The organism is Rhizobium halophilum (assembly GCF_021648825.1).
GTDB classification, from domain to species: Bacteria; Pseudomonadota; Alphaproteobacteria; order Rhizobiales; family Rhizobiaceae; genus Neorhizobium; species Neorhizobium halophilum.
In genome coordinates this window covers 52,011-76,713 of sequence record NZ_JAKJHS010000009.1, presented here as the reverse complement: position 1 = coordinate 76,713, position 24,703 = coordinate 52,011, and the positions used below count along the sequence as shown (strand labels likewise).

Below are 24,703 nucleotides of genomic sequence, written 5' to 3'. Positions count from 1 at the left end.
TTATCGGTGGTAGACCTGTCTGCGGTGACCGATGCGGACAATCACGATGCGAATGACTTCGTCCTGGATGTCCGCAATGATGCGATGGTCGCCTACCGGGTATTTCCAGTACTTGCCCAACACTGGTCCGTGCAGGGCTTCCCCGATTGAGCGCGGATCATCGAGAGTGGCGAGACGCTGATGGAGGAATTTCAGGATGCGCGCGCATTCTCGGTTCCAATCCTTGAAAGATCGCGTTCTGCATCCCGATGAAGCTCAATTGCCCAGGCCATATGTCTTCATGGCATCGGCAAGCGGGATGGTGCCGCTCTCACCGCGCTCCAGCGCCCCCGTGCGCTGCTCGGCAAGGTAGTAGTCTTCCAGATCATCGAGGTGGGCGAGGATCGCCTCCCGGGCGTAAAAGCTCTTGCTCCGGCCCGTCAGTCGCGCAAGATCCTCAAGACGAGCTTCAATGTCCGGGGGAAGTCGTAGTGCAAGCATGGCATCCTCTTTGACTATACATGTATAGCACGGCCGAGGCCCGGAGGAGAAGCCGCCCGATTCAAGCCTCCTCCCCCACCTTCCACGGCCAGTCCACCACATAGGTTTCGAAATCCTCCACCGGCACGTTCGCTTCGCTCACGGTTTCGTGGCCGCGGGCGGAGATGCCGGCCTGGTGGACGGTTTCTGGGTCACCGGAAACGAGCGGGTGCCACCAATAAAGGTCATGACCTTCGCGGATCAGGCGGTAGCCGCAGGTCGGCGGCAGCCAGGTGATCTCGTCGACCGCTGCCGGGGTGAGCTGGATGCATTCAGGGACCGTCGCCTGGCGGTTCTCGTAATCGGTGCAGCGACAGCTGTCGCCATCCATCAGCCGGCAGCGGACGGAGGTGAAGACGACATCGCCCGTATCCCAGTCTTCCAGCTTGTTCAGGCAGCAGAGGCCGCAGCCGTCGCACAGGCTTTCCCACTCGACCTGGTCCATCTCTTCCAGTGTCTTAATCTTCCAGAAGGGAAGCTCGCTCATTCACTTATCCGTACAAGGAACCATTGGCGCGCCGGGCGACTTAGCCTGTTGCGTTTATGTTATCGTAAAACGACATTACATCAGCTATTGCTGAAGACGACTGCCTGCAGCTCTGGCCGCTCATGATGGCGGCGTCAAGCGACCGGCATGATGATTGGGGGCACCAGTGCAGGACGATACGGGTACCGGGCCGGAGAACCGGCCAGGGATGCAGAACCAGCCGCCGCGCAGGAAGCGCCACCTGCTGCTGCGCATCGATTCCTGGATCGACGCCACCGTGTGGAACCTCGGCTTCCAGCTTGGCGAAATCTGGGAAGAAATCACCATTTTTTCCCGCAGGTTCCGCGTCCGGGGCTGGAAGAAAGGGATGTTCGAACTCGCCGGAGAAGCCATGACGCTCGGCACCGTCGGCGCCGTCGTGCTTCTGGCACTCGCCTTGCCCGCCTTCGAAGAAACCAAAGAAGATTGGCGCAATCGTGGCGATTTCGCCGTTACCTTCCTCGACCGCTACGGCAACACGATCGGCCATCGCGGCATCATCCACGAGGATTCCGTTCCAATCGATGAATTGCCCGACCACCTGATCAAGGCGGTTCTGGCGACGGAAGACCGGCGGTTCTTCGACCATTTCGGCATCGATTTCTTCGGCCTCGCACGCGCCATGAACGAGAACGCCAAGGCTGGCGGCGTGGTCCAAGGCGGTTCGACGCTGACCCAGCAGCTCGCCAAGAACCTGTTCTTGACCAACGAGCGCTCCTTCGAGCGCAAGATCAAGGAGGCCTTCCTGGCGCTCTGGCTCGAGGCGAACCTCTCCAAGAAGGAGATCCTCGCCTACTACCTCGACCGCGCCTATATGGGCGGCGGCACCTTCGGGGCGGCGGCCGCGGCACAATTCTACTTCGGCAAGAACATCACCGAGGTGAACCTCGCGGAGAGCGCGATGCTGGCGGGCCTGTTCAAGGCCCCTGCCAAATATGCACCCCACGTCAATCTCCCGGCAGCGCGCGGCCGCGCCAACGAGGTTCTGACCAATCTCGTGCAGAGTGGCCTGATGACCGAAGGTCAGGTCATCGGTGCCCGGCGCAGCCCAGCCACCGTCATCGACCGGGCCGAAGTGAAAGCACCGGACTATTTTCTTGATTGGGCCTTCGACGAGGTGCAGCGGCTGGCCAAGCAGGGAAAGATCAAGGAACGCTCCGTGATCGTGCGCACGACGATCGACATGGGGCTTCAGGCGGCGGCGGAAACGGCCATGGAATCAAGCCTTCGCGAATACGGTGAAGGCTACCGCGCCAAGCAGGGCGCCATGGTGATGATCGAGAATGGCGGAGCCGTGCGGGCAATGGTCGGCGGGCGCGACTATGGCGAAAGCCAGTTCAACCGCGCAACGCGGGCGCTGCGGCAGCCAGGCTCGTCCTTCAAGCTCTATACCTATGCGGCAGCGATGGAAAAAGGCTTTACGCCGGAATCGGTGGTTTCCGACGCTCCCGTGACCTGGCGGGGATGGTCGCCGCAGAACTACGGGCGCTCCTACAAGGGCAAGGTCACGCTGATGACGGCCATGTCGCAGTCCTACAACACGGTGCCAGTGCGTCTCGCCAAGGACGAGCTTGGAACGGAGCGGATCGCCGAACTCGCAAAGGCCATGGGCGTGGAAACGCCACTGCGGACCGACAAGACCATTCCGCTCGGCACGTCCGAAGTAACAGTGCTGGATCAGGCGACTGCCTATGCCGTGATGCCCGCGGGCGGCCTGCAGTCGCGTCGTCACGGCATAGCACAGGTGGTCGGCTACGGCGGCGAGGTTCTTTACGACTTCCAGCGCGACGAGCCGCCGGCAAACCGGGTGCTTTCCGAACAGGCGCTGTCGTCGATGAACCGCATCCTGACCAACATTCCCTATAACGGCACCGCACGGCGCGCCGCTGTCGACGGCGTCCTGACCGCCGGCAAGACCGGCACCTCCCAAAGCTATCGCGACGCCTGGTTCGTCGGCTTTACCGGCAACTACACCGCCGCCGTCTGGTTCGGCAATGACGACTATACGCCGATGGACAACATGACGGGCGGGTCGCTACCGGCCATGACCTTCAAGAAGCTGATGGATTATGCCCATCAAGGCATCGAGCTGAAGCCGATCCCGGGCATCGAGAACCCCTTCCCCGAAGGCGAGAAGAAGGAACAGGTCGTTGCGAAGGCGGAAGAGAACGAGGAAGCGCTTCCGCCGCTGGTTCGACCACGCTCCATGTCGGCCGAATCCACCCGCGTGCTGCGCCGGATCGCCGAGTCCCTGAAGGCCGCTTCACCGCTTCTTCCGGCTACTGCCAAGCTTGCCGATGCCACGGTGACGGGATCGGTCGAGGGAGAGAACGACGCAGGCCCCGCCGTCGCTCGATAGCCAACGCGCGTCCGCAACCCGCGCCTGGGCCAGAGCCTTCGAAGGGCAACGCCTGTTTGTCGTTCCTTTCCAGCAGAATCAGTGCTAACCCTCGCCTGTCGTTGTTGAGGGCATGCCTTTCCCGTGTTTCGTGTTCCGTTCCTAGTCGCCATTGCGCTGTCGATCGCCTTCGGCGGTGGAATCTGGTCGACGCTGTGGGCGCTTGAGGCGACCACCGGGTTCGGTGCGATCCGGCTCGGCGCCTGGGAGGCTTTTCCCGAGGCGCAGACGGCTAAGGCAGATCCCTACGCCAAGTCTCATCGGGCGGCCGCAGGCGCCCTCCTCTACGGCAGCGCAGAGGGACTGACCTTCACCGCCGGGACGGATGAGACGGGGGCGACGCTGCGCTCCGACTGTTCCTACAAGATCGTCGGCCACACCCCGCCAGCACGCATCTGGACGCTCTACACGTTGCAGAATGGCCGTACCAACCGTCCGCAGGACAGCGACTTGCCGGTGGCGCTGAATTCCCGCTCCATCCTGCGCCAAACGGACGGATCCTTCGAGATCCAGGTCTCCAACGATGCGCAGCCGCGGAACTGGCTGGCCATCCCCGAGCGGGGCCGGTTCCGCATGCGGCTGACACTGCTCGACACGCCCGCGGCGGGAAGCTCGGGAGTGATCGACCTTTCCATGCCGGCCATCGAGAACATCGGATGCGGCAATGCTTAAGGCGTTGTTTGCTGTTCTTACGGGCCTTGTCGGCGCTGCGCTGCTTCACCTCGTGATCATTCTGTCGCTCCCCTATTTCAGCGAAAAGGATGCCTATACGCGCGTGCTCGCCGAAGGCGACCGGCACGTGTTCCACCGCCTGCCGGACAGCCCCGACCGGGCAGGTCTCGTGCAGAACGATCCGTTCCTCGAAACCTCGGTCTGCGCCTACGACATTTCGCAAGGGCCGATCCGTGTCTACGCCAGCGGACAGGTACCGTTCTGGTCGATGGCGATCTATGATCCCGCTTCCAACGAAGTCTTCAGCATCAACGACCGAACCGCCGCGGCAGGGATCCTCGACGTCGTTCTGGCGACCCCGGTGCAGTTGACGGTTTTGCGCAAATCCTTGCCGGAGCCGATTGCCCAGTCGATCCTCGTGGAGACGCAGCAGGCGGACGGCTATGTGGTCCTCAGGACAATGGTGCCGCAGCCGAGCTTTGCTCCCGGTGCGACCAAGTTTCTTTCAGAAGCGGTCTGCACGCCGTTCGACTGGCGACAAAGGTGAGGGTTCCAAACCGCTCCCTCAGTTCTGTTCGAACATCATGGATCGGGACGGCGCCTGAGGCACCATGCTCTCGAGCCGCTCATAACGAACGCCCGTGAACATCAAAAGCTGGGCGCTTTCGGGCTCCTGGCTCCTGCCGATCATGATCTCCGGCTTGCGGCGCTGCTGTTCGCGCCATGTGTTCAGCACTACGATCTCTGCCATGCTCGTCTCCTTGATCGGTCGAGACGGATGAAGACGGTTCGATTTCACCCTACCCTTCGCGGGCAGACGCATCCTTCTCGGGCATCTGCGCCTTACTCGTCGCCGCGCCTTGCGGCGCATCGCGACATGCAGCCGGTCTTCTGAACCGGCGTCTCCAACGTCACCTGCGTGAACGTCCGGAGCGGCCGGTTTCCCGCGCCGAACCGCATTTGAGCCAGCGATCGGTAAACCATTCGTTAATGCTAATAAATGATGCAGCGCAAATCCGCCGCATCACCAGCAAAAACGCCGGGTGTGACATTTTGTTCACATCGGGCGCGATCACATTTGCGCGCGGAACCCGATCCCTGTCCCGTTGCGGGTCACTCTGCGTCTTCACCGGCCATTAACCCTGGTTTGTTACCTTCCGGTTTACCATGACGGGCGGGATGCGCGGCGGTGGCAACTCCTCCAGCGGTCCCTGGCGAAGGGTTGGCGGGCTCAGCTGCCGGCGATCCTCTTCGTGCCGATGGCGTGCTGCCGTGTGTTTGTATTGCGTAACGTGAGTATGGCCGTGACGGACCAGTTTCGAGATCTTGAGAGGCCTCTCGCCATGCGCAGGAAGGACGTGGTCTTGATTGCCACCGTAACGAGTTTCGAGAGCCTGCCTCACCCTTCCCGATCTGAACTTCGGCAATTTGCGGAACTCTTTGGGCCGCTGTTTTCCGCCTCTAGCGACGAAGCACGCCGCCAAGCCGTGGCCGCCTTGTCGCAGTCGAAAACAGTACCGCCAGCCGTTGCCTTCTTCATCGCCTCGCAACCGATTGCCATTGCCGCTCCCTTCGTCGCGGCATCCCCCTGCCTCAGCGACGATACGCTGATTGCCATCGCACGGACGCAAGGCACGGCGCATGTGAAGGCGATCGTGCTTCGCGAATATCTGTCGCCGAAGGTGATCGACGCCCTGGTGAGCCTGCGTCATGATCGCCCGGCAGCGCACGTGGAGACGGCGGAGCCTGCAAAGGGAGCAGAGCCCAGGACCGACGCGAAACCCGCAAACGAGGCGGCGGTAAAAGCCGAAACCGACCGTCTGTTGCGCGAAGAAAAGCTCCGCCAGCACATCAAGACGCTTGCCGGCCAGATCAACCCGGCCGAAGATGACCGGCTGGGGTTGCGGACACTCACCCCGGTGCAGGAGGCGCTGCTGGTGCGGTTTGCGCGCAACCGCGAAGGGGGACCGTTTGCAACCGCGCTCGCCGACAGCCTTTCCGCTAGCCGCTGGCTTGCGGAGCGCATCCTTCTCGACATTTCGGGGCAGCAGTTGGCGACGACGCTAAAGGCGCTCGCCATGGCCGAGGCGGACGCGATCTACGTGCTCGGCCGCCTTTACTCCCATCTGCTCACCATCACGAACGGCATGAGCCGCGCGCAGTTCCTGTGGAACGCCCTTGACGCGTCCGAGTGCGGTCGACGCGTGGAGGCCTGGCGGCGAGCGGACGGTTATACGGCGCGGGAAAGCGAGTTTGCCGGGCCGCAAAGCGAGGATCAGCCGGACCAGTCGCAGGGCGTGCGCGTTCTTCGCTCAGGCCGCAGCCTGCGCAGTGCAGGGTAACGTCAGGGCGCTGCGTCAACCACGGCAAACAGACCGTCGACGTCAGAAACTTCGAGCTCAATCAGCCACAGGTCGCGATCGAAGCTGCGCTCTCGCTTGATCAGGTCGTCGATTCGTTCCGGCTCCACCCGGTCGAGCCGCTTTTCGAATTGGCGCTCCGTCACCTCTTCCTCAAACACGTTCTGCGGAGCCGGGCCGTAGAGGGTTTCGGTGCCGTCACGGTGGCGCTGGCGGACGAAAACAGCACCAGCCTCTTCCGACCCCTTGTGTTCAACCGCAGCAAACCCGCCGGCGGAAAAGACGCGGCGGGTGAGAGCGGAGACAAAGATGTCTGAACGGATGCGCATAGGCCCGTCTTAGCTGAGTTGCGGATCAGGGCAAAGACGGTATGTGGCCCGCTCGTTGGCACTTGAAGGTTCAGAGCGCGCCGATCGCCTTCAGCTTCTTCAGCACCAGTTCGTTCGGCTCGCCGGTTTCCGGCAGGCGGTAGTGCTTTTCGAAGCGGCGGATGGCCGCCTTGGTTTGTGAGCCCGCCACGCCGTCGACCGCGATATCGGTATAAGCAATGTTGGAGAGCCCGCGCTGGATCTGGATCACCAGGTCGGCGGAGGCGGCGATCTCCGGCCCGAGATCGCGTGGCGGCCTGGCGGGCTTGGAGGCCTGCGCTGATGGCGCAGCCGGCTGCTTCGTGCCTTCGGAGGCGTGGATGGCTGCGGCGACAGGGTCTTCGACGGCCGCGCCGACATCCTCGGCCGGACGGGTGGCCGGAACGACAACGGTCTCGATCGGCAAGGCTGGGGGATTGAGGGAGGCCGTCTCCACCGTGGCGGCCGGAGCCTCGCCCAGGGCAGCCAACAGCTCCGGTGTCGGCTCGCCGGTCTGCGGCAGCCCCTCGGCTTCCTGGAAGAAAAGGATGGCCGCCGTGGTCTGTGGGCCGATCAGCCCATCAGCGGCACCATTATAAAGCCCGCGCCGGGTCAGCTGGCGCTGCACCTCCGCCACCACGTCACGCGTGACATCGGCCTTATGCACCGGCTGCGAGACCTCCGGCGTGCCTGACGCAGGAACCGCAGTTTCGGCCGGGGCCGCCGCATCTTGGCGCTCGATACGGAAGGTGGTTACCTCGGAGGGCGCCGTGCGGGCCGGACGGTAGCCGGCAATGCGGGTCGAATCTTCAAGATCGCGGGTAGCGAGCCAGGGGGCGGGATGATTGATCGGCTGGTACCAAAGCGCGTTGGCGGCGACGAAGCCGAAGACGACGGCGAAGGTCGACACGCCAAAGACGCTGCGAGGATGCCGTGCCGCAGCGCGTCCTGCCGCCTGGACGAGGCGGGACAGGATACCGGGCTCCTGAACCTGCTTCTTTCCCTTAGGCGATTTTCGCTTCCGCGGCGTCATGCTTTCTGTCCTGTTCGTCCTTCTTGGCCACGTCTGCGATTGCTCTCAGGCGCGGCGGAAATTCGACCATGGGGTCGGCGGGTTCGTCCTCAGCACCGGTGATGCCGGCCCCATCGGCCGGAAGCGTGACGGTGACGACGGTTCCCTCGCCTGCCCGGCTTTCGATATGGAATAGACCGCCGTGCAATGCAACAAGTCCCTTGACCAGCGCAAGACCAAGACCGGTTCCTTCGTACTGGCGGGTGTAATCGTCCTGCACCTGGGTAAAGGGCTGGCCGATGGTGGCAAGCTTGTCCTCGGCAATGCCGATGCCGGTATCGCTCACGGTGAGGACCAGGGCGTCGCCGCTGAGGGTCGCGTCCAGCGAGACGAAGCCGCCGGCCTCGGTGAATTTGATCGCGTTGCCGGCGAGGTTGATCAGGATCTGCTTGACCGCGCGGCGGTCGGCCACGACCTCGCCGAGGCCCTTTGCAGTGCGAGCGGTCAGCGTGACGCCCTTGCTTCTTGCCTGCAGGTCGAGCATGGCGCGGCAGGATTCCACGACATCGCCAATAGGGAAAGGCTCTGCGAGAAGCTCGTAGCGGCCCGCCTCGATCTTGCTCATGTCGAGCATGGTGTTGACGACGGAAAGCAGATGAGCGCCCGATTGGCGGATCAGGCCGACGTATTCCTTCTGCCGGTCCGTCTCAAGGCGGCCGAAGTACTCACCGGCCAGCACATCGGAGAAGCCGAGAATGGCGTTGAGCGGCGTGCGCAGTTCGTGGCTGACGGCGGCGAGGAAGCGCGATTTTGCCTCGTGTGCGGAGCGCGCTTCGGAAACACGCATGCTGGCTTCGTCGCGCAGCGCCTCCTCGGCGGAAACATCGTTGAGCTGGGCGAAGACGGCAGCGAGTTCCCCAGCCTCGCGCCGAAGCGCCGTCATCTCGAGGCGCCCATGCAGGAACTGTCGTCCTTCCGCACTGTAGACACGCTGGATCCGGACCATCACTGTGGCACGGTCATCGCCTTGCCGCAGCGTATCGAGCGCGTGGATAAGCGCGATCCTGTCCGAGACATGCACCAGTTCGGCGAGGCGCTGGCCAGAGGGATCCTGCAGGGCCGCGGGAAAAGTGTTGCGATCGCGTCCGCCGCACTTCTGGACGAGGCCTTGCGGATCGATCATCAGCGTCAGGCCGGGGCAGGCGTTGAAGACGGAATCGTCAACGGGCATCGCGGCCGGAGGGAGCGCCGCACCACGACCGAGTTGGATGGCCGCAGCAGCAGCAACCAGAAATGCGGAGACGGCGCCAGTGGCCCCGACCGGGAGAGCGACGGATACGGGGAGCACGGAACTCAGTGCGGCAGGCAGTATGAGGGCTGCAGCGCCTGCACTGAGGGTCACGCAGCGCAGGGCGACAACGGCGCGGCGACGCGTTTGTGCCGGCTGCCCGAGGCCTTCCAACCATCGGTCGGCGACCCGGTCAACCTGACCGATCGCCCTTCCGGCAATGTTACTCAACAAGCGCACGCAGTACCCTGACGCAGATCCAAAACACAGCTCAGACATTAGGCGCTGGCGGCTTAAGGAAAGGATAAAAGAGGGCCTCTGCAGGCGTGTCAAACTGAACCGAATCCCGTTTTGGAACGCCTGTCTCAGCGCTTTTCCCTTCATGGTTAATGGCGCGTAAGCGGCGGATTAGCTTGCATTTTTCCAACCGCGTTAACGATTGTGGCGAAGGTGGCAGCCCGGAGGCGGCGGAACCTCGGGCCCGCCGCCACGATTATGCTTAACGCGGATGGCGAGCATTTCGCAGCACGCGCCGAGATGCAGCGCCCGGAGCAGGATCGTTCAAATTTTACTCAAAACTGCCGAAAAGCCGACCGATCTTTTCAAGCAGCGATTCGCTTCCCCGCACTAGGGTAACCCTAAGACCGGGACAGACCCGGCGGCCGACCGGGCAATGACGGGTGGGTGGACAGGACAATGTGGTTTCTGATCAAGAGCAGTATAAGTTTCGCGATGGTGCTGGTGGCGCTTTCCTATTTCAGCAGCCGTCCGGCCGTTGAGGCAGAGGGTACGTCCCAGGTGCAGGTGCAGGACGCCGTAACTGCCGCGGCCCAGGCCTATCAGTATCTGAGCGCCATCTGCATCGAAAAGCCGGATGTCTGCGTCAAGGGCGCCGAAACCTTCTCCGCGCTCGGACAGCGGGCAAAGGAAGGCGCACGCGTGGCCTTCGAACTTCTCGACCAGCAGTTTGCCGATGACCAGCCGGCGATCGCACAGGTCGCCGACCCGCAGCCGATGCCCGAAAAGCCGGTTGCAGCCTTGCCTGCCGACGCCATCTCCACCGGCACGATTACCACCGCGGGCATACCGCTTCCGCAAAAGCGTCCGGCCCACCCTTAAGCGCCGGCATCGGCTGCTCGCAGGCACCGCCTCTCCGCTTCATCCCTCTTGCGCCGGGTTCAGTCTCTGGTCCGGCGCCTGTCTGCCCCTGAACTTCAGCCCTGCTGAGCCGTGAGGTAACCCCTCACGGCCTTTTTCCGGTTCACGCGACGGAGATTGATCCCTATATGCAGGGCAGTGACAGAAGGATGCACCCGATGGCCAAGCTCGACCAGATCATCGACGATTTCGCCTATCTCGACGAGTGGGAGGATCGCTATCGTTATGTCATCGAGCTCGGCAAGGCGCTGCCGGAACTGCCGGAGGACAAGCGCACGTCCGAGAACAAGGTGCAGGGCTGCGCCAGCCAGGTCTGGTTGGTCAGCCATGTCGCCGAAGATGGGGCCGATCCGGTGCTGACGTTTGAAGGTGATTCCGACGCCCATATCGTGCGGGGTCTGGTGGCCATCGTTCTCGCCGCCTATTCCGGCAAGCCAGCGTCCGAAATCGCCCAAACCGATGCCATCGAGATCTTCAACCGCATCGGTCTGGTGGAGCACCTGTCGGCGCAGCGGGCAAACGGCCTGCGATCCATGGTGAAACGTATCCGCGACGAGGCACGGTTGCAGGCCGCCGCCTGACGGGCTCTCAGCGCGGCATCGGCGGCCGGTAGCCTTCCGCACCCCAGCGATGGCTCTTGCGATCAGACGCCGACGGCGGCGTATAGTGGCGGGCCAGCGCCAGGAGGGCCGTGCGCAGCATCAACTTGGCCGAACGCGCAGGCCATTGCCGCTCCCGCTCCACCACTTCCAGACCCTTCGAGAAGCAGCAGACATCCACCGCCACGCCGGCAAGCTCCGGCCCCATGGCCTCGACGGCACGGGAGAAGCGTTCGCGTGCGGCAATGGCGGTGTCGGCCATCTCCGCCTGCCCTCCCTTGTCGCCCTTGCCGCGACCCGAGAGGCGCGGCTCCCAGCTGGCCGTCACCCGTGGCTGCAGCTGTGCCCGGGTGAAGTCCGACAGAAGGCGCTCGCCTGCATCGATGGCCTGAGGTGGCAGAAAGGCGTCGCCGGAGCGGTCCTTGAGACGCGCGAGCAGGGACAGCGGTGATTCCGCCAGGTTACGGCGCGCGCGTTGCCGCACTCCCTCCACCTCTACGCAGTCCTCCACGTCGATCCGGTGCTGCTCGGCAAAGGCGTCCTCGGCCTGCAGCAGAGCACGCCGCAGGAAGGCAGATGTCTCAGGTGTGGGGAAGAGCCGGTCTCCATTCTGCCGCACGAGACCTTCTCTCAGCGCATGGCGGATGAGTGCGTGAGGGACGCGGCGCCCATCGTCGCCAAGCATTGAAGCGCCAGCGCTGCCGTCACTGGGACGCTTCAGGTGTACCGGATCTTGCAGCACGCGACGGAGCAGCCGCAACAGGTTGCGCTTGTCTGCCGACGTGACAGGGAAATCGCCGGCTTCGGTCAATCTCGCCATTTTAGACATTGCCGCCGATCTCCCCGCCACCGAAGACAACCGCGGTCATGCGCTCCGCGGCGGAGACGAAATCGTCAAAGACAGGATCGTCCCGACGGTCCTCGACAACGTGGCAGGCATGGCCGACGGTCGTGCGATCTCGGCCAAAGGCAACCCCGATATCGTGCTGCGGCATGCTCAGGGCGACGTGGCAGATATACATCGAAATCTGCCGCACATGGCAGGCCATCCTTCTTCGGTCGCGGCGGCAAAGTACGCGATCGCCGAAAAGGAGGATCATCTCCGCGACCATCTGCCGGACCAGACGGCAGACCTCGCGATCGGACACAGGGCGGACCAGCGGCTGGCGCGGGTGTGGGTGTGGGAGGCCTGGAATGTCGGGCTTTGCTCGCCGCGACGGAACGGGGGTTGAGACGGGCATGATAACTCCTGTAAATAGGAATTTATTCATACCTCATTAGAGGACGCGGGAGGATAAGGAAACCCGCGAGAAATCGCACCGCCCGTTGATTTTCCAGAAGGAAAAATGCTTATGCCTCTCGAGATATAGGATTTATGTCCTCATTGCTTCCACGTGGCGTCACGAAAAAGGCCGGAAGCAGAAGCTCCCGGCCCTTGCGAGGTCAACCCCAAGGGTTACTTGGCGCGTTTGCGCCGCTGACCGAGCCCCATCTGCTTCGCCAGGCGCGAGCGGGCCTCGGCATAGGCGGGTGCCACCATGGGATAATCGGCAGGAAGCCCCCACTTCTCGCGATATTGTTCGGGGGTCATGTTGTAGTGGGTCATCAAATGCCGCTTGAGGGATTTGAACTTCTGGCCGTCTTCCAAGCAGATGAGATAGTCATCCTCGATCGACTTCTTGATCGGCACGGGCGGCTTTGGCTTTTCCGTCACGACAGCCGCGGGGGCTGGTGCGGAGGTGTTGCTGAGGGCAGAGTGTACGTCCGAAATCAGGCTCGCCAGATCACCGACCGGTACCACATGATTGCTAACATAGGCAGAGACAATATCGGCAGTGAGTTCGACCAGTAGGTCTTGCCCCTTCTCCACGATCGCTTCTGTCATTTTTACGTCTCCTGTCTTTTTATCTTTTTACGCGGCGTGCATTTTCCCGAGCACTGCCGCAGAGCTCGTCTTGTTGTGGATCCGTTGCTCGCGCGCGGGATTAAGTCGTGCATGCCTCGTTCGGCAGGGGAGTAAGCCACAGCATCTATTCGAGGAGCGGCATCACAAGTTCACACACCTTCTCCCGTATTCTCGTAGAAAATCCATCGCGATGACTTCAGGGGAAAGTAGCGCTCCGGTCGTGACAAGCCCGCAACAACTTGTGATGAGTTATATCCTTCACACGCAGCAATGAAAGCCTGAAAAGGCGCACCGCGGTCAGATTTTTCTGCTGCGACTGGTAAAGAATATACTATTGCGAGTATTTCTCACATGCAGATCGAAATGAGTTGCACAAGGGGAGAGACTGCGGACTATTTTTCCGCAGCAGGATGCTTCAATTCGTCGCGAACGGAGAGATCAGACAGCGGATAGCCCGATTCGTGCGCCGCCTTGGCAAGGAGATGGGCCGAAACAGGGGCCGTCAGCACGAAAAAGAAGAAACCGGCAAACGAGCGGGCGAGGATCGCCAGATCCGCCGCGTGGACGCCGACGGCTATCAGCATGAGCGCCGATCCGACCGTCCCGGCCTTGGACGCCGCGTGCATGCGGGAGTAAAGGTCGGGAAACCGATTGAGACCAAGCGTTGCCGCAAAGACGAACACGGAACCGGCAAGGATGAGCGCGGCGGTGGCCAGCGCGAGCAGGATGTCCATCACGGCGTCTCCTTCTTGACGGTCGGCTTGTTCTTCACGGCCGGCTTGCGCGGTGGGCGCGAGCCCGCAGTCGACGCGGCAGCAGCGGCGCCTGACTTGCCCGGTTCGGCGGCAGCGGCCACCTTCTTGGCCGCCTTGGCCTTTGCGATCTTGACCTTAGCTGCGGTTTTCTTGGTTGCTTCGGATTTGCTCAAAGGCGGCTTTGGTCCCGCTTCCTTGGGAACTGGCGCACCAGCCTGCGGCGCAGGCAGCGCTGTGGGGCTGATTGCCCGCGATGTCTTGCCGTTGGCCGCAGTCGCCTGTTCCGAAGATCCGTCCGGGGGCGAACCGTCCTCACCTTCCCGGCGCTTGCGCGACAGGATGAAGCGCGCAAAGGCGACGGTTGCCAGGAAGCCGACAAGGCCGAGCGAGATGGCGATATCGATGTAAAGCGTGAAGCCGGTGCGGATGGCAACCAGCGCAATGAAGCCCATGACGATGCCGACCAGCATGTCGAGGGCAATCACCCGATCCGGCAGCGTCGGCCCCTTGATGACGCGCCAAACGGTCAGCAGGAAGGAGATGCTGAGAACCACGAGGCCCACATTGACGGCGAACTGGGTAATGGTGTTGGCCGTCATCAGCGAAACGCCTCCAGGATCTTGCGCTCGAAGCCTTCTGCGATATCGCGCCGCGCCGCCTCGGGATCGGAGCAATCAAGGGCATGGACGTAGAGGGTCTTGCAGTCCGGCGAGACGTCGACGGACAGCGTGCCGGGCGTCAAGGTGATGAGGTTGGCAAGCAGCGCGATCTCGTGATCCTTGTCGACGGTGAGCGGAAAGGCGAAGATGCCGGGTTTCACATCCATGCGCGGGTTAAACACCATGATGGCGACGCGGATGGCCGACATCGCCAGTTCCTTGATGAACAGTTGCAGCAGAGAGAGAACCTTACCGACCCGGCGCCAATAGCCCGGCCCGCCCATTTCGCCGCGGACGATCCACAGCGCGATCGTCGCGATGAAAAAGCCGAAGATCAGGTTGAGCAGCGTCGCGCTGCCGGTGATCGCGACCCAGACGACGGCGAAGATGACGTTGAAGATATAGGTTGTCATTCCGCACCTCCCGTGGGGAAGACCGACTGGATATAGGCCGTCGGATCCAAAAGGGTCGCAGCGGCGCCCTGCGACAGACGCACCGGCAGGTCCGGGAACATGCCAAAGAAGACCAGCACCGCCACCAGGCCGACAAGGGGACCGGAGCGATGCCAGGTGGCGGGAGAAACCGGTTCACCCACTGCAGACGCCAGTTGCGGCCGCCAGAAGGCAAGCAGAAAGACCCGGCCCAGTGTCAGCGTGAGGATCAGGGCGGAGACCAGAAGCGCGGCTGATAGCCACCAGGCACCGATATCGAGCGCGGCCTTCAGGATGATGATCTTGGGCCAGAGCCCCGAGAACGGCGGCAGTCCGGCAGTCGCAAAGAAGATGACGAAGGCGCTGACGGCAAGCCCGGGCGCCTGCCGGTAAAGGCCGCCGAGCGTTTGTAGAGACCAAGAGCCTCCGATTCGCGCCGCTTCGCCCGCCAGAAGGTAAAGCGCCGTCATCGCCACGATCGAGTGGAGAGCATAAAGGATCGCGCCGCTGATGCCGGTTTGCCCGCCAATCGCCACGCCGGCCACGACATTGCCGATGCCGGCAATCACCGCAAAACCCGCCATCCGCCGCAGATCGCTCTGCGCCAGCGCTCCAAGAGCCCCCAGCACCATGGTGAGTGCGGCAGCGATCGCCAGCAGCAAGCTCAGTTCCTCGCGCTCCAGCGGGAACAGCATGACCATCACGCGGATCATCGCATAAACCCCGACCTTGGTCAGCAGTCCGCCGAAGAGCGCGGAGACGACCACTCTTGGCGTATGGTAGGAGGCCGGCAGCCAGAAGTTGACCGGGAAAGCCGCCGCCTTCATGGCGAAAGCAAGAATGAAGAGCGTGCTCAAGGTCAATAGCGGGGCGACGTCACGCTGCTCGGGAACCTTTCGGGCAATATCGGCCATGTTGAGCGTTCCGAAGATCGCATAGACATAGCCAACCGCGATCAGGAAGAGCGTCGTGCCGATCAGGTTCAGGACCGCGTATTTCAGCGCGCCGTCGACCTGTTGCCGCTCCGAGCCGAGGATGAGCAGGCCGAAGGACGAGATCAGAAGAACCTCGAACCAGACATAGAGGTTAAAGATGTCGCCGGTCAGAAAGGCGCCGGTGACGCCGGCCATCAGCAGCATCAGGAAGGGAAAGAAGCCGTAGCGGCGGCCGGTGGCGTTGATGTCGCGCAGCCCGTAGATGCCTGCGGCGAGCGCCACAATCCCGGAGGTGAAGGCAAGCAGCGCGCCCAGCAGATCGGCGGTGAATGAAATGCCGAAGGGCGGCAGCCAGCGCCCGGCCGTCATGGTGAACGGGCCATCCACGGCCACCCGCCAGAGCAGCAGTCCATCGAGGATGACCAGCGCCACCAGCCCGGGAATGGCAATCCACCCGTGCAGATGCAGCTTGTGGCGGACCATCATCAGCACGGCGCCGAGGGTGATCATCAAGCCCATTGGGGCGATGACCAGCCAGTCGGCCAGCGCCGTGGGCGCCATCACCATGGCGGCGGAAAGATCAATCGGGGCAGTCGTCGGTGCAGCCATCGGGTGCGTTTTTCCTGTCAGTAGCCGAGCGGCGGAAGCGACTCGTCCTTGGGTTCGGCCAACCGCATCTCGTCCGTGTTATCCGTGCCGAGCTCCTGATAGCCGCGATAGGTCAGCACCAGCAGAAAGGCGAAGAAGGAGAAGGAGATGACGATCGCGGTCAGGATCAGCGCCTGCGGCAACGGGTTTGCGGCCGCGGAAGGCAGCACGTCCGAGTCGAATGGGATGATGGGCGGTATTTCTCGGGTGAGCCGTCCGGCGGTAAACAGAAGCAGATTGACGCCATTGCCGAGGATGGCGATGCCAAGCAGGATGCGCACGGTGTGCTTGGACAGCATCAGATAAACGGCAGACGCGAAGAAGACGCCGATCAGGAGGGAAAAAAGCGTCTCCATCAATCCGTCTCCCTTTCCTCAAGCGCCAGCGCGATCGAGCCAACGGAGCCCAGAACCACGAAGTACACGCCGATGTCGAAGGAGATCACCGTTGCAAGCGGCACCTCCACACCGAAGATGCTCGGATAGATCCACAGGCCGGTCATGAAGGGAACGCCAGCGAAGATCGACACCACGCCGGAAAGCGCGCCGACCAACAAGCCAAAGCCTGCAATCGCCATCGGATGGAACCTGATTGCGTGACGAACGGCGGAAACGCCGTAGGCGATGCCGTAGATGGCAAGCGCGGAGGCGGCAATCAGTCCGCCGATAAAGCCGCCACCTGGCTCATTGTGGCCGCGCAGAAGGACGAAGACGGAGAAGACAAGCATCAGGGCGGTGATCGGCGGCGCGACGGTGCGCAGGATGAGCGTATTCATGAACGGTCTCCTTCTGCCGTCGTCTCGACATTTGTGTCAGGAAGGGGATCGCGCAGGCGCACGCGGATCAGCGCCAGGACGGCAAGACCCGTGATCATCACCACGGCAATCTCTCCCAGCGTATCTGTGCCGCGGAAGTCAACAAGGATGACATTCACCACATTGGCGCCGTGGGCGATGACCTTGGAATAGGTGTTGAAGAATTCCGTCAGTTCCAGATTGAACGGCAGTTGCGTCGTCTTCATCAACAGCAGCGTGAACCCCAGCCCGCACGCTATGGAGATCGCCGCATCGAAGGCGAACTGCCGTGGCGGGCGGTGATCGCGCGGCGAAAGCCTCAGCCTCGTCATCACCAGAGCAAGAATGACCACCGACAGCGTCTCGACCATGAACTGGGTGAACGCCAGATCCGCCGCCCCGAACAACAGGAAGATGACGGCGACTGCGAACCCCTGGATGCCGAGCGACACGATGGCGGTCAAACGGTCGCTGGCGCGCAGCACGGCGAAGAGGCCGATCACTGCCAGCAGGATAATCGCCCATTCGTGGAAATAGAGCTCATCCGGCCAGGTCGGCATGTCAGGCAATTCCCCGTAAAGGAAGGAGGGAACAAGCAGCGTCAGCGCCAGCAGGACGAAGGTGACGGTGATGTAGATTTCCAGACGACCCGGCTGGACGATGCGCGTCACGGCGACGGAAAGACGCACCAGACCCGACACCACATGGTCAAAGCCCCGGTCCGGGCCACTGCCGATGGCTGTCAGCAGGCGCACCATCATGTCGCGCGCCTGGTCAAGCCGCAGATAAACCAGAACACCAAAGGCGACGGTGATGACGGACAGAAGCAGCGGCATACCGAGATGAGGAATGGTCGAGATTTCAACAAGCCGCGGCTCGCCCGCCACTGCGCTTGCCATGGGCGTGGAGACGAAGCGGTGAGCGACGCCTGAGAGCACGCCGCCAACAAGGCCGAGCGAAGCCAGCAGTGCCGGACCGATCCACATCAGCGGCGGGCCTTCATGGGCATGCTTGGGCGTTTCCACATGGGGCCCGAGGAACGGCTTCAGCGCAACAGCGAAGGCGATCGCGAACATCAGCCCATTGCCAACGATGGCCACCAATGTGAAGACGATCGAGCGCAGATCGCCATGGGCGAGCGCGTAGTAGATCTCTTCCTTGGCAAGGAAGCCGAGAAAGAGCGGCAGGCCACCCATGGAGAGTGCGGCAAGCAATGCAGCGGCGAACGTGATCGGCATATCCCCGCGCAGGCCGCCAAGCTTCGTCACGTCGCGCGTGCCGGCCTCATGATCGACGAGGCCCGCCACCATGAAGAGCGCGCCCTTGAAGAGCGAGTGAGCGACGAGATAAAGCACCGCCGCCTCAACAGCATGGGGCGTGTCGAAGCCGGTCAGCATGACCAGCAGGCCGAGCGAAGCCATGGTCGTATAGGCCAGCATCAGCTTCAGATCGGTCTGGCGGATAGCCAGCAGCGTGCCGGCAATCAGCGTGACGCCGCCGAAGAAGGGCAAGAGGATTTCCCAGGCGGGAGTGGCACCCATCACCGGGTTCAGCCGCATCAGCAGATAGACGCCGGCCTTCACCATGGTCGCCGAATGGAGGTAGGCCGACACGGGCGTTGGCGCTTCCATCGCGTTCGGCAGCCAGAAGTGGAACGGGAACTGGGCCGATTTCGTGAACGCGCCGCCAAGGAGGAGAAGAAGTGCGGCGAGATAGAACGGACTGTTGCGCAGCGTGTCGTCGACGTTGACGAGAAGCGAGAGCTGCGTCACGCCGGTCATGTTCCACAGGAAGATCAGGCCTGCCAGCAGCGACAGCCCGCCGAGCCCCGTCACCACCAGCGCCTGCAGCGCCGAACGGCGCGCGGCTTCCCGCTCGTGATCGAAACCGATCAGCAGGAAGGAGGTGATCGAGGTGAGCTCCCAGTAAACGAAGAGCATCAGGAAGCTGTCGGACACGACGAGGCCCAGCATTGCTCCCATGAACAGCAGGATGAAGCAGAGGAAGCGGCCCTGCTGCGGATGGCCCTTCATGTAGCCGCCCGAATACAGCACGATCAGCGTGCCGATCCCGGTGATCAGCAGCGCGAAGGTCAGCGACAGGCCATCGAGGAACCAGGAGAAGGAGAGGTTGAGGCTCGGCACCCAGGCATAGCCGCCGGTCACCACCTCGCCGGCCGAGATCTGCGGCAGGAACGTCAGGAAATGCAGGAAGGCGAGAAGTGGCGCGAGAGCCAGTCCCCAGCTTCCGCCATGGCCAAAGCGGCGGACAGCCGCCGGGGCAAGCAGAGCGGTCAGGAACGGCAAGAACAGACACAACAACGTCAACGGCGCCTGATCAGCCATACCTTCTCCCGCTCGTTCTGTTCGGATCGCCCCCTCGGACGGATTGAATACAGGTGCATATGGCAAAGAAAACGCAGCCTCAAGACCTTTGCCGTCAAACGATGGTGTGATCAGCCTTTTCCAACAGGTCTCTGATGCTTATCTGTCGTACAACGAAAGGACTTTGCATGTCAGACGCGACGAAACCACGCATCGAAAAGACCGAAGCCGAGTGGCGCGAGCAGCTGACCCCGGAGCAATACCGGATCTTGCGCGAGCATGGGACGGAGCGGCCCTTTACCGGGCCCTACTGGGACAGCACGGACAAGGGTATTTACCACTGCGCCGCCTGTGACGAGCCGCTGTTCGTTTCCGATACGAAGTTCGACGCCGGCTGCGGCTGGCCCAGTTACTTCGAGCCGGTAAAGCCGGGCGCCGTGACCGAGCACCGGGATACGGCTTTCGGCATGGTCCGCACGGAAGTCCGCTGCGCCAACTGCGGTGGCCATCTCGGACATGTCTTTCCCGATGGCCCCCCGCCGACGGGACTGCGCTATTGCATCAACGGCCATTCGATGGTGTTCGAGCCATTGGAGTAAGGGCGGCGCCATCGGCGCTAGCCGTGCTGGCGTCTGCAGCCGGCGGGAGACCATCAAGCACTTCTGCCGGTCACATTGGGCATCGGCCGAAGACCTAGAAACCCTCATCCGATTGCGGTGTCCGCCCCAGAGTTCGCTTGAAGGCGTGCGCGAAGGCGCTTTGCGCGCTATCGCCGACAGCGGAGGCGACAGCCGCGACGGTTTCGCCGGCGTTCAGCTTTCGCTGCGCCAGAACCATGCGCCAGCGGGTGAGGTAATCGAGCGGCGGGCGGCCGACACGCTCGGTGAAGCGTTGCGAGAAGGCCGATCGCGACATGCCGACCTCCGACGCCAGCATCGGCACGGTACAGCGGTAGGCGACATCGGCATGTAGCAGCCGGAGCGCCTTGCCGACGCGGGGATCCGCCAGTGCGGTGATCCACCCCACACTGGTCGTCGAACTGCTGGCCACGAAGGCGCGGACAGCAGCGATCACCAGAATTCTGCCAGTCGCTCGGCAATGAGCGAACTTCCGCACGGGCGGCCTCCCTCCTCAGAGCGCTCAGCGTCCTTGCGACTGCCTCGGCGGTGGAGGACGTCCAGTCGGTGCGCAGATATTTCGAAAGCGCATCGAGAACGAATGCAGCGCTACCACCGGCGAAGCCGCTGCCGCCGCCCATTAAAGCCGTCTCATTTCCGCGCAGGATTAAGGCGACGCGGCGTCACGAGCCGGCATCCGCGCATGGAGACGCCGCCGAAAGTTCATGACGCGGCCACTCGGCTTTGCGGATTGTTGCCAGGTGCCATTTCAGCCGGAGAGGCTCCGCTCGCCTGCATCCGGCGCATGCCATCAGCCGGTGAGATGACCGGAGCGTAGCCGAGTTGATGACGCGCACGGCTGATGTCGATCGTAAAAGGTTTGCCGATGAGCCGCAGCATCTGCCGGGTGATTGGCGGCTCGCCTTCGCGGCGGAAGATCCGCCAGACCGCGCCCATGACGCCGGCCATCGCCCAGGCGACACCGAACGGCACGGAGCGATCCTTGGCGGTCACGCCGCGACTGCCCAGGAGACGTGTCAGGAAGGACTTCAGTGTCGTGTCTTCGCCATCGCTCACAAAGAAGGCTTCTCCGCCTGTCCCTTGGTCGGCGGCCAGAATCAGCGCGTGGCAGAGGTTGTCGACATGGCAGGTGGAAAGCGCCTGTCCGCCGCCCGCGACCCATTGAAACTGCCCGGCGCGGACGGTCTCGACCATGTGGTCAAGCGCCGGCATGTCCGGACCCCAGATGAATGGCGGCCGGATGGCCACCGTGGAAAGGCCTGTACGACGGTCATTGGCGGCCAGCAGCACCTTTTCCGCTTCGGCTTTGGATGCAGCATAGGGGGCAAACGACATCTTGTGCAGCGGAACGTCTTCGGTCACGCCATGCATCGGTTCGGGTCGACCCATGACGACGGCGGCGGCGCTGACGTAGACGATGCGGCGCGCCCCGGCCCGCTCGGCTGCCTCGACGATGTTGCGTGTGCCCTCGACGTTGATCCGGCGGAACTGGGACAACGGCCCCCAGAGCTTGAAATGCGCCGCGACGTGGAACGCCACCTCGACCCCTTCCATCGCGCTTGCCAGCGCGGAACGGTCCATGAGGTCGCCCTCAACCGGCTCGGCGCCGAGCGCCTGAACCTGCGCCCGCGCTTCGGCGCTACGAGCGAGCGCACGGACGTGCCAGCCGTCCAACAGCAGGCGGCGGATGAGATGTCCACCGACGAAACCGGATCCTCCGGTTACAAGCGCGCGGCGGGGCAGGTTATGAACAGGGCTCATGACGTTCTCCCGGGTGAGGTCCGTTCTAAGGTTGCCACGCAACGACAAAATACACAATACAAAATATGAAATCTGTTACATGTTGCCGTTATATGCCATGTCGATTACAAGCGGACTATGACGAACGACGCGCCAGATCATCGTGACCGCATTCTCGACACGGCAGCCGAGCAGGTCCGCCGCTTCGGCGAGGCCAAGACCAACGTGGTCGACATCGCCAAGGCCATGGGTGTCTCTCATTCGGCGATCTACCGGCATTTCGGATCAAAGGCGGAGATTTTTGATGCCCTTGCAGCCCGGACGATGGCGGAGGAGGCGGAACTTACGTCCCGTTTCGTCAATTCCGATGGTTCAGCGGCGGAACGGCTGCGTGGCCTCGTTCTTGCGCTTCATCGGAGCAAGCGCGCCAAGCTCGGGGACGACCCTGAGATCCACGGTCTCTACCGCCGGATTCTCGTGGAGCGCCCCGACCTCGTGGCCGACTATGCGCGACGCATGACTGCGCTCGTTCGGCAGGTGCTGGAGGATGGGAGTGCGCGGGGCGAGTTCCGCATTGGGAACCTTGACGCCGCCGCCGGCGTGGTGCGCGACGCGGTCACCGTCTTCGTCCATCCCGCGCATGTGGAGCAGGCTGTCGTGGCCGGTCTCGACATGGAGCCAAGACTTCAGGCGGTGGTCGATATGCTCGTCGCGGCATTCTCGGCGACCACCCGACCCGGCACCTAGTCTACCGAGACAGTTCCATCCCCCACTCGCAAGCGTGCCGCGAACGATGCCGCATCGCGATCATCGATGAGCCAGCCTCATTACGTGAAAAGGGGCGGAGGTATCAGACCCCGCCCCTTCCCTATACGTCAGTCTCTTGAAACAACCTCAGAACTCCTGCCAGTCCTGTGCGACCGCCGCATTGCCGCGGGAGAAGCTGCTGGCGATTTTCTGGCGAAGCGCCTGGGCGCCGGAGGGCACCGGGGCGGCATCGTTGCGCACAGCCCGCGGGCCGTCAGAAGCCGCCAGGCGGAAGTGGGTGATGAGGCGGGCGAGGCTTTGCGCCTCTTCTGCCAGCCGGTTGATGGCGGCGGTCGACTCCTCCACCATGGCGGCGTTCTGCTGCGTCACCTGGTCCATCTGATTGACGGCGACGCTGACTTCCGCAAGCCCCGTCGACTGTTCCTTTGCCGCCTGGGCGATCGAATGGACATAGCCGTTGACCTTGGTCACGTGCTCCTCGATCTGGCGCAGCGCCTGGCCGGTTTCAGTCACGAGCTTGACGCCGGAATTGACCTCCTCGCCGGAGCGGGAGATCAAGGACTTGATGTCCTTGGCAGCGTTGGCGGAACGCTGTGCAAGCTCCCGGACCTCCTGTGCGACGACGGCAAAGCCCTTGCCGGCTTCTCCGGCGCGCGCTGCCTCAACACCGGCGTTGAGCGCCAGCAGATTGGTCTGGAAGGCGATCTCGTCGATCACGTTGATGATCTGACCGATCTCCGCCGACGCCTGCTCGATCCGGCCCATCGCCTGCACGGCATCATTGACCACGACACCGGATTTTTCCGTGCTGCGGCGTGCCTCATCCCCGACATGGCTCGATTCCACGGCCCGCTCGGTCGAGGTCTTCACCGCGACAGTGATCTCCTCGAGCGCGGAGGAGGTTTCCTCAAGGGAAGCCGCCTGCTGCTCCGTGCGCTTCGACAGATCGTTGGAGGCGACACGCATCTCGCCCGCGCCCGAATTGATCGTTTCTACCGCAGTGCGTACTTCTTCGAGAGCGGAACGCAGGTTGGCGATGGTGGCGTTGACGTTGTCGCGGAGTTCCGCGAACGCTCCCTGGAAGTTGCCGTTCATGCTCTGGGTCAGGTCACCTTCCGCCAGGGCCGAGAGAACGCGCCGGGTCTCCGCGACCCCTGTGTCGACCGTCTCGACGAGCTGGTTGACGCCGCGGGCGAAGCGGTTGAGGTCGTCGTTCTCGTAGTCCTTGGTGATGCGCTGGGAGAAATCGCCGGCGGCGGCGGCCGAAACAACCGTGCCGATGCTCGTCTGGAGGTCGGCGCTCTTCGAACGCAGGGCAGCCTCCTGAGCGTTCATGTCACGCACCTTGATGCCGTTCTGCTTGAAGACTTCGACGGCGCGGGCCATCTCGCCGATCTCGTTCTGCGTCTGCGTGTACGGGATCTCGACATCCAGCTGTCCCTGGGCGAGCTTGCGCGCTTGCGCATCACCTCCGTGGTGCTGTTGATCGGGCGGGCGATGCCACGAACCGCAAAGAATATCGCGCCGATGCCTGCCACAAAGGCCAGGCCCAGCAGCGTGATGGTGACTGCCTGCGCGGACTGGAAGGCTGCGGCACTCTTCTCGAAGCTTGCCTTCGCGGCGTTCATGCTGAATGCGCGGACTTCTTCGCCCCGTGTATCCAGTTCATTGTAGGCAATGCGCCCTTCCTCGTTGAGGAGCGTTGCGGCCCTCTCCTTCTCTCCGGCGGCGGAGAGCTGGATGATCTGGTCGTGAAGCTGCAAGAACTCGCCAAGCTCCGTCTTGAATTGTGCATAGACCGTCTTCTCATCCTGCGAGGACGGGTAGCTTTCGTAGCGAGCCATTCGCTCTTTCAGCTTGTCCAGATCCTGCTTCATCAGTTCCTCGGCGCGATCCATCTGAGCCGGCGTCTGGGCCAGCACGTGCTGGTTCTCGTTGATCCTGATATTGGCAAGGGAAGTGTTGATCTTGTTGGTGATATCGACGCTCGGGACGGAGTTCTGGGCGAGCATTTCCACGTCGTCGAAGATGCCCTCGACGGTCCAGAGAGCGTAGAGGGCCTTGGCCGGCGAGCAGCAAAAGCAGGGTAGAGATGACAGCGATCAGGGACGTCTTAAGAGACAAGGTCGAACGATTCATCATGATCTCACGGTGGGTGAGCGGCAACGCTCATGCGGGGCTGACCGGTTCAGAAGCGTGTCGTCATCATGCCGACCGGGGAGGAGCA

The 24,703-nt window shown here is 62.8% G+C and carries 28 protein-coding genes and 1 pseudogene; 8 read left to right on the top strand and 21 right to left on the bottom strand.

All coding sequences use genetic code 11. The annotated features are described in order from the left end of the window. From LXM96_RS16490 to LXM96_RS16480, 3 genes are all read right to left on the bottom strand, one after another. Entirely contained in the window at positions 1–147 is a 147-nt protein-coding gene (locus LXM96_RS16490) for a type II toxin-antitoxin system RelE family toxin (RefSeq protein WP_239999730.1), read from the bottom strand. A gap of 108 nt (positions 148–255) precedes the next feature. Continuing rightward, entirely contained in the window at positions 256–480 is a 225-nt protein-coding gene (relB, locus tag LXM96_RS16485; protein WP_239999646.1) for a type II toxin-antitoxin system RelB family antitoxin, read from the bottom strand. Positions 481–541: 61 nt separating this feature from the next. Next, positions 542–1,006, bottom strand: a complete 465-nt coding sequence (locus LXM96_RS16480) for a YcgN family cysteine cluster protein (RefSeq protein WP_239999645.1) — start codon at positions 1,004–1,006, stop codon at positions 542–544. 208 nt (positions 1,007–1,214) lie between these two features. Here LXM96_RS16480 and LXM96_RS16475 point away from each other — a divergent pair, with 208 nt between their 5' ends. The 3 genes from LXM96_RS16475 (at position 1,215) to LXM96_RS16465 (ending at position 4,662) form a co-directional block, all read left to right on the top strand. Then, complete coding sequence (locus tag LXM96_RS16475) at positions 1,215–3,404, top strand: transglycosylase domain-containing protein (protein WP_239999729.1); 2,190 nt, start codon at positions 1,215–1,217, stop codon at positions 3,402–3,404. Between the two features lie 123 nt (positions 3,405–3,527). Continuing rightward, positions 3,528–4,115 carry a DUF1214 domain-containing protein gene (locus LXM96_RS16470; protein WP_239999644.1) on the top strand — a complete coding sequence of 196 codons (588 nt, stop codon included), beginning with the start codon at positions 3,528–3,530 and terminating at the stop codon, positions 4,113–4,115. Continuing rightward, positions 4,108–4,662 carry a DUF1254 domain-containing protein gene (locus LXM96_RS16465; protein WP_239999643.1) on the top strand — a complete coding sequence of 185 codons (555 nt, stop codon included), beginning with the start codon at positions 4,108–4,110 and terminating at the stop codon, positions 4,660–4,662. The genes LXM96_RS16470 and LXM96_RS16465 overlap by 8 nt, the downstream gene beginning before the upstream one ends. 18 nt (positions 4,663–4,680) lie before the next feature. On the opposite strand, the gene LXM96_RS16460 is transcribed toward LXM96_RS16465, so the two are convergent. Continuing rightward, positions 4,681–4,866, bottom strand: a complete 186-nt coding sequence (locus LXM96_RS16460) for a hypothetical protein (protein ID WP_239999642.1) — start codon at positions 4,864–4,866, stop codon at positions 4,681–4,683. A 553-nt stretch (positions 4,867–5,419) separates the two neighbouring features. On the opposite strand from LXM96_RS16460, the gene LXM96_RS16455 reads away from it, so the two are divergent. Next, positions 5,420–6,457, top strand: coding sequence for a DUF2336 domain-containing protein (locus LXM96_RS16455; RefSeq protein ID WP_239999641.1), 1,038 nt, complete (start codon positions 5,420–5,422; stop codon positions 6,455–6,457). Between the two features lie 2 nt (positions 6,458–6,459). On the opposite strand, the gene LXM96_RS16450 is transcribed toward LXM96_RS16455, so the two are convergent. The 3 genes from LXM96_RS16450 to LXM96_RS16440 all read right to left on the bottom strand — a co-directional run bounded on the left by LXM96_RS16450 (position 6,460) and on the right by LXM96_RS16440 (position 9,401). Continuing rightward, positions 6,460–6,804, bottom strand: coding sequence for a DUF1491 family protein (locus tag LXM96_RS16450; RefSeq protein WP_239999640.1), 345 nt, complete (start codon positions 6,802–6,804; stop codon positions 6,460–6,462). A gap of 70 nt (positions 6,805–6,874) precedes the next feature. Continuing rightward, entirely contained in the window at positions 6,875–7,855 is a 981-nt protein-coding gene (locus LXM96_RS16445) for a peptidoglycan-binding domain-containing protein (protein WP_239999639.1), read from the bottom strand. Beyond that, positions 7,827–9,401 carry a sensor histidine kinase gene (locus tag LXM96_RS16440; RefSeq protein ID WP_262913719.1) on the bottom strand — a complete coding sequence of 525 codons (1,575 nt, stop codon included), beginning with the start codon at positions 9,399–9,401 and terminating at the stop codon, positions 7,827–7,829. Before LXM96_RS16440 ends, LXM96_RS16445 begins: the two co-directional genes overlap by 29 nt. 417 nt (positions 9,402–9,818) lie before the next feature. Between LXM96_RS16440 and LXM96_RS16435 the strand changes: the two genes are divergently transcribed. Both LXM96_RS16435 and LXM96_RS16430 read left to right on the top strand, forming a co-directional pair. Continuing rightward, entirely contained in the window at positions 9,819–10,241 is a 423-nt protein-coding gene (locus LXM96_RS16435) for a DUF5330 domain-containing protein (RefSeq protein ID WP_239999638.1), read from the top strand. Positions 10,242–10,438: 197 nt separating this feature from the next. Then, positions 10,439–10,861, top strand: a complete 423-nt coding sequence (locus tag LXM96_RS16430) for a SufE family protein (RefSeq protein WP_239999637.1) — start codon at positions 10,439–10,441, stop codon at positions 10,859–10,861. Between the two features lie 7 nt (positions 10,862–10,868). On the opposite strand, the gene LXM96_RS16425 is transcribed toward LXM96_RS16430, so the two are convergent. The 10 genes and pseudogenes from LXM96_RS16425 to LXM96_RS16380 all read right to left on the bottom strand — a co-directional run bounded on the left by LXM96_RS16425 (position 10,869) and on the right by LXM96_RS16380 (position 19,351). Continuing rightward, positions 10,869–11,708 carry a DUF6456 domain-containing protein gene (locus LXM96_RS16425; protein WP_239999636.1) on the bottom strand — a complete coding sequence of 280 codons (840 nt, stop codon included), beginning with the start codon at positions 11,706–11,708 and terminating at the stop codon, positions 10,869–10,871. Next, on the bottom strand, positions 11,701–12,120 hold the full coding sequence (locus LXM96_RS16420) for a helix-turn-helix domain-containing protein (RefSeq protein WP_239999635.1): 420 nt from the start codon (positions 12,118–12,120) through the stop codon (positions 11,701–11,703). Before LXM96_RS16420 ends, LXM96_RS16425 begins: the two co-directional genes overlap by 8 nt. Before the next feature lie 215 nt (positions 12,121–12,335). Continuing rightward, positions 12,336–12,764, bottom strand: coding sequence for a MucR family transcriptional regulator (locus LXM96_RS16415; protein WP_239999634.1), 429 nt, complete (start codon positions 12,762–12,764; stop codon positions 12,336–12,338). A 413-nt stretch (positions 12,765–13,177) separates the two neighbouring features. Further along, entirely contained in the window at positions 13,178–13,519 is a 342-nt protein-coding gene (gene mnhG, locus LXM96_RS16410) for a monovalent cation/H(+) antiporter subunit G (protein WP_262913715.1), read from the bottom strand. A 332-nt stretch (positions 13,520–13,851) separates the two neighbouring features. After that, positions 13,852–14,139: pseudogene (locus LXM96_RS21870) on the bottom strand (cation:proton antiporter); the annotation flags it as partial. Beyond that, complete coding sequence (locus LXM96_RS16400; protein WP_239999632.1) at positions 14,139–14,612, bottom strand: Na+/H+ antiporter subunit E; 474 nt, start codon at positions 14,610–14,612, stop codon at positions 14,139–14,141. The pseudogene LXM96_RS21870 and the gene LXM96_RS16400, both read right to left, overlap by 1 nt. Next, entirely contained in the window at positions 14,609–16,174 is a 1,566-nt protein-coding gene (locus tag LXM96_RS16395) for a Na+/H+ antiporter subunit D (protein ID WP_239999631.1), read from the bottom strand. The genes LXM96_RS16400 and LXM96_RS16395 overlap by 4 nt, the downstream gene beginning before the upstream one ends. A gap of 17 nt (positions 16,175–16,191) precedes the next feature. Further along, a complete protein-coding gene (locus LXM96_RS16390) occupies positions 16,192–16,569 on the bottom strand; it encodes a Na+/H+ antiporter subunit C (protein WP_239999630.1) in 378 nt (125 codons plus the stop codon). After that, positions 16,569–16,988: a Na+/H+ antiporter subunit B gene (locus LXM96_RS16385; protein WP_239999629.1), complete on the bottom strand. Its 420-nt coding sequence runs from the start codon at positions 16,986–16,988 to the stop codon at positions 16,569–16,571. Before LXM96_RS16385 ends, LXM96_RS16390 begins: the two co-directional genes overlap by 1 nt. Beyond that, positions 16,985–19,351, bottom strand: a complete 2,367-nt coding sequence (locus LXM96_RS16380) for a putative monovalent cation/H+ antiporter subunit A (RefSeq protein WP_239999628.1) — start codon at positions 19,349–19,351, stop codon at positions 16,985–16,987. Before LXM96_RS16380 ends, LXM96_RS16385 begins: the two co-directional genes overlap by 4 nt. Before the next feature lie 167 nt (positions 19,352–19,518). Between LXM96_RS16380 and msrB the strand changes: the two genes are divergently transcribed. After that, complete coding sequence (gene msrB, locus LXM96_RS16375) at positions 19,519–19,929, top strand: peptide-methionine (R)-S-oxide reductase MsrB (protein WP_239999627.1); 411 nt, start codon at positions 19,519–19,521, stop codon at positions 19,927–19,929. A 94-nt stretch (positions 19,930–20,023) separates the two neighbouring features. Here the strand turns inward: msrB and LXM96_RS21750 are convergent, their stop codons facing one another. Together LXM96_RS21750 and LXM96_RS16365 are read right to left on the bottom strand one after the other, a co-directional pair. After that, complete coding sequence (locus LXM96_RS21750) at positions 20,024–20,446, bottom strand: helix-turn-helix transcriptional regulator (protein ID WP_239999626.1); 423 nt, start codon at positions 20,444–20,446, stop codon at positions 20,024–20,026. A 224-nt stretch (positions 20,447–20,670) separates the two neighbouring features. After that, on the bottom strand, positions 20,671–21,729 hold the full coding sequence (locus LXM96_RS16365; RefSeq protein WP_239999625.1) for an NAD-dependent epimerase/dehydratase family protein: 1,059 nt from the start codon (positions 21,727–21,729) through the stop codon (positions 20,671–20,673). A 117-nt stretch (positions 21,730–21,846) separates the two neighbouring features. On the opposite strand from LXM96_RS16365, the gene LXM96_RS16360 reads away from it, so the two are divergent. After that, complete coding sequence (locus tag LXM96_RS16360; RefSeq protein WP_239999624.1) at positions 21,847–22,455, top strand: TetR/AcrR family transcriptional regulator; 609 nt, start codon at positions 21,847–21,849, stop codon at positions 22,453–22,455. A 147-nt stretch (positions 22,456–22,602) separates the two neighbouring features. Here the strand turns inward: LXM96_RS16360 and LXM96_RS21865 are convergent, their stop codons facing one another. Further along, positions 22,603–23,898: a methyl-accepting chemotaxis protein gene (locus LXM96_RS21865; protein ID WP_394801983.1), complete on the bottom strand. Its 1,296-nt coding sequence runs from the start codon at positions 23,896–23,898 to the stop codon at positions 22,603–22,605. After that, complete coding sequence (locus tag LXM96_RS21860) at positions 23,808–24,488, bottom strand: MCP four helix bundle domain-containing protein (protein WP_394801978.1); 681 nt, start codon at positions 24,486–24,488, stop codon at positions 23,808–23,810. The genes LXM96_RS21865 and LXM96_RS21860 overlap by 91 nt, the downstream gene beginning before the upstream one ends. Between the last annotated feature and the right edge of the window lie 215 nt (positions 24,489–24,703).

Bases quoted from the DNA above. Each gene is read 5' to 3' on its own strand.
- relB (WP_239999646.1), bottom strand. From the start codon at position 480: ATGCTTGCACTACGACTTCCCCCGGACATTGAAGCTCGTCTTGAGGAT.
- LXM96_RS16480 (WP_239999645.1), bottom strand. From the start codon at position 1,006: ATGAGCGAGCTTCCCTTCTGGAAGATTAAGACACTGGAAGAGATGGAC.
- LXM96_RS16475 (WP_239999729.1), top strand. From the start codon at position 1,215: ATGCAGAACCAGCCGCCGCGCAGGAAGCGCCACCTGCTGCTGCGCATC.
- LXM96_RS16465 (WP_239999643.1), top strand. From the start codon at position 4,108: ATGCTTAAGGCGTTGTTTGCTGTTCTTACGGGCCTTGTCGGCGCTGCG.
- LXM96_RS16460 (WP_239999642.1), bottom strand. From the start codon at position 4,866: ATGGCAGAGATCGTAGTGCTGAACACATGGCGCGAACAGCAGCGCCGC.
- LXM96_RS16450 (WP_239999640.1), bottom strand. From the start codon at position 6,804: ATGCGCATCCGTTCAGACATCTTTGTCTCCGCTCTCACCCGCCGCGTC.
- LXM96_RS16445 (WP_239999639.1), bottom strand. From the start codon at position 7,855: ATGACGCCGCGGAAGCGAAAATCGCCTAAGGGAAAGAAGCAGGTTCAG.
- LXM96_RS16440 (WP_262913719.1), bottom strand. From the start codon at position 9,401: ATGTCTGAGCTGTGTTTTGGATCTGCGTCAGGGTACTGCGTGCGCTTG.
- LXM96_RS16435 (WP_239999638.1), top strand. From the start codon at position 9,819: ATGTGGTTTCTGATCAAGAGCAGTATAAGTTTCGCGATGGTGCTGGTG.
- LXM96_RS16430 (WP_239999637.1), top strand. From the start codon at position 10,439: ATGGCCAAGCTCGACCAGATCATCGACGATTTCGCCTATCTCGACGAG.
- LXM96_RS16425 (WP_239999636.1), bottom strand. From the start codon at position 11,708: ATGTCTAAAATGGCGAGATTGACCGAAGCCGGCGATTTCCCTGTCACG.
- LXM96_RS16420 (WP_239999635.1), bottom strand. From the start codon at position 12,120: ATGCCCGTCTCAACCCCCGTTCCGTCGCGGCGAGCAAAGCCCGACATT.
- LXM96_RS16415 (WP_239999634.1), bottom strand. From the start codon at position 12,764: ATGACAGAAGCGATCGTGGAGAAGGGGCAAGACCTACTGGTCGAACTC.
- mnhG (WP_262913715.1), bottom strand. From the start codon at position 13,519: ATGGACATCCTGCTCGCGCTGGCCACCGCCGCGCTCATCCTTGCCGGT.
- LXM96_RS16400 (WP_239999632.1), bottom strand. From the start codon at position 14,612: ATGACAACCTATATCTTCAACGTCATCTTCGCCGTCGTCTGGGTCGCG.
- LXM96_RS16395 (WP_239999631.1), bottom strand. From the start codon at position 16,174: ATGGCTGCACCGACGACTGCCCCGATTGATCTTTCCGCCGCCATGGTG.
- LXM96_RS16390 (WP_239999630.1), bottom strand. From the start codon at position 16,569: ATGGAGACGCTTTTTTCCCTCCTGATCGGCGTCTTCTTCGCGTCTGCC.
- LXM96_RS16385 (WP_239999629.1), bottom strand. From the start codon at position 16,988: ATGAATACGCTCATCCTGCGCACCGTCGCGCCGCCGATCACCGCCCTG.
- LXM96_RS16380 (WP_239999628.1), bottom strand. From the start codon at position 19,351: ATGGCTGATCAGGCGCCGTTGACGTTGTTGTGTCTGTTCTTGCCGTTC.
- msrB (WP_239999627.1), top strand. From the start codon at position 19,519: ATGTCAGACGCGACGAAACCACGCATCGAAAAGACCGAAGCCGAGTGG.
- LXM96_RS16365 (WP_239999625.1), bottom strand. From the start codon at position 21,729: ATGAGCCCTGTTCATAACCTGCCCCGCCGCGCGCTTGTAACCGGAGGA.
- LXM96_RS16360 (WP_239999624.1), top strand. From the start codon at position 21,847: ATGACGAACGACGCGCCAGATCATCGTGACCGCATTCTCGACACGGCA.
- LXM96_RS21860 (WP_394801978.1), bottom strand. From the start codon at position 24,488: ATGCTCGCCCAGAACTCCGTCCCGAGCGTCGATATCACCAACAAGATC.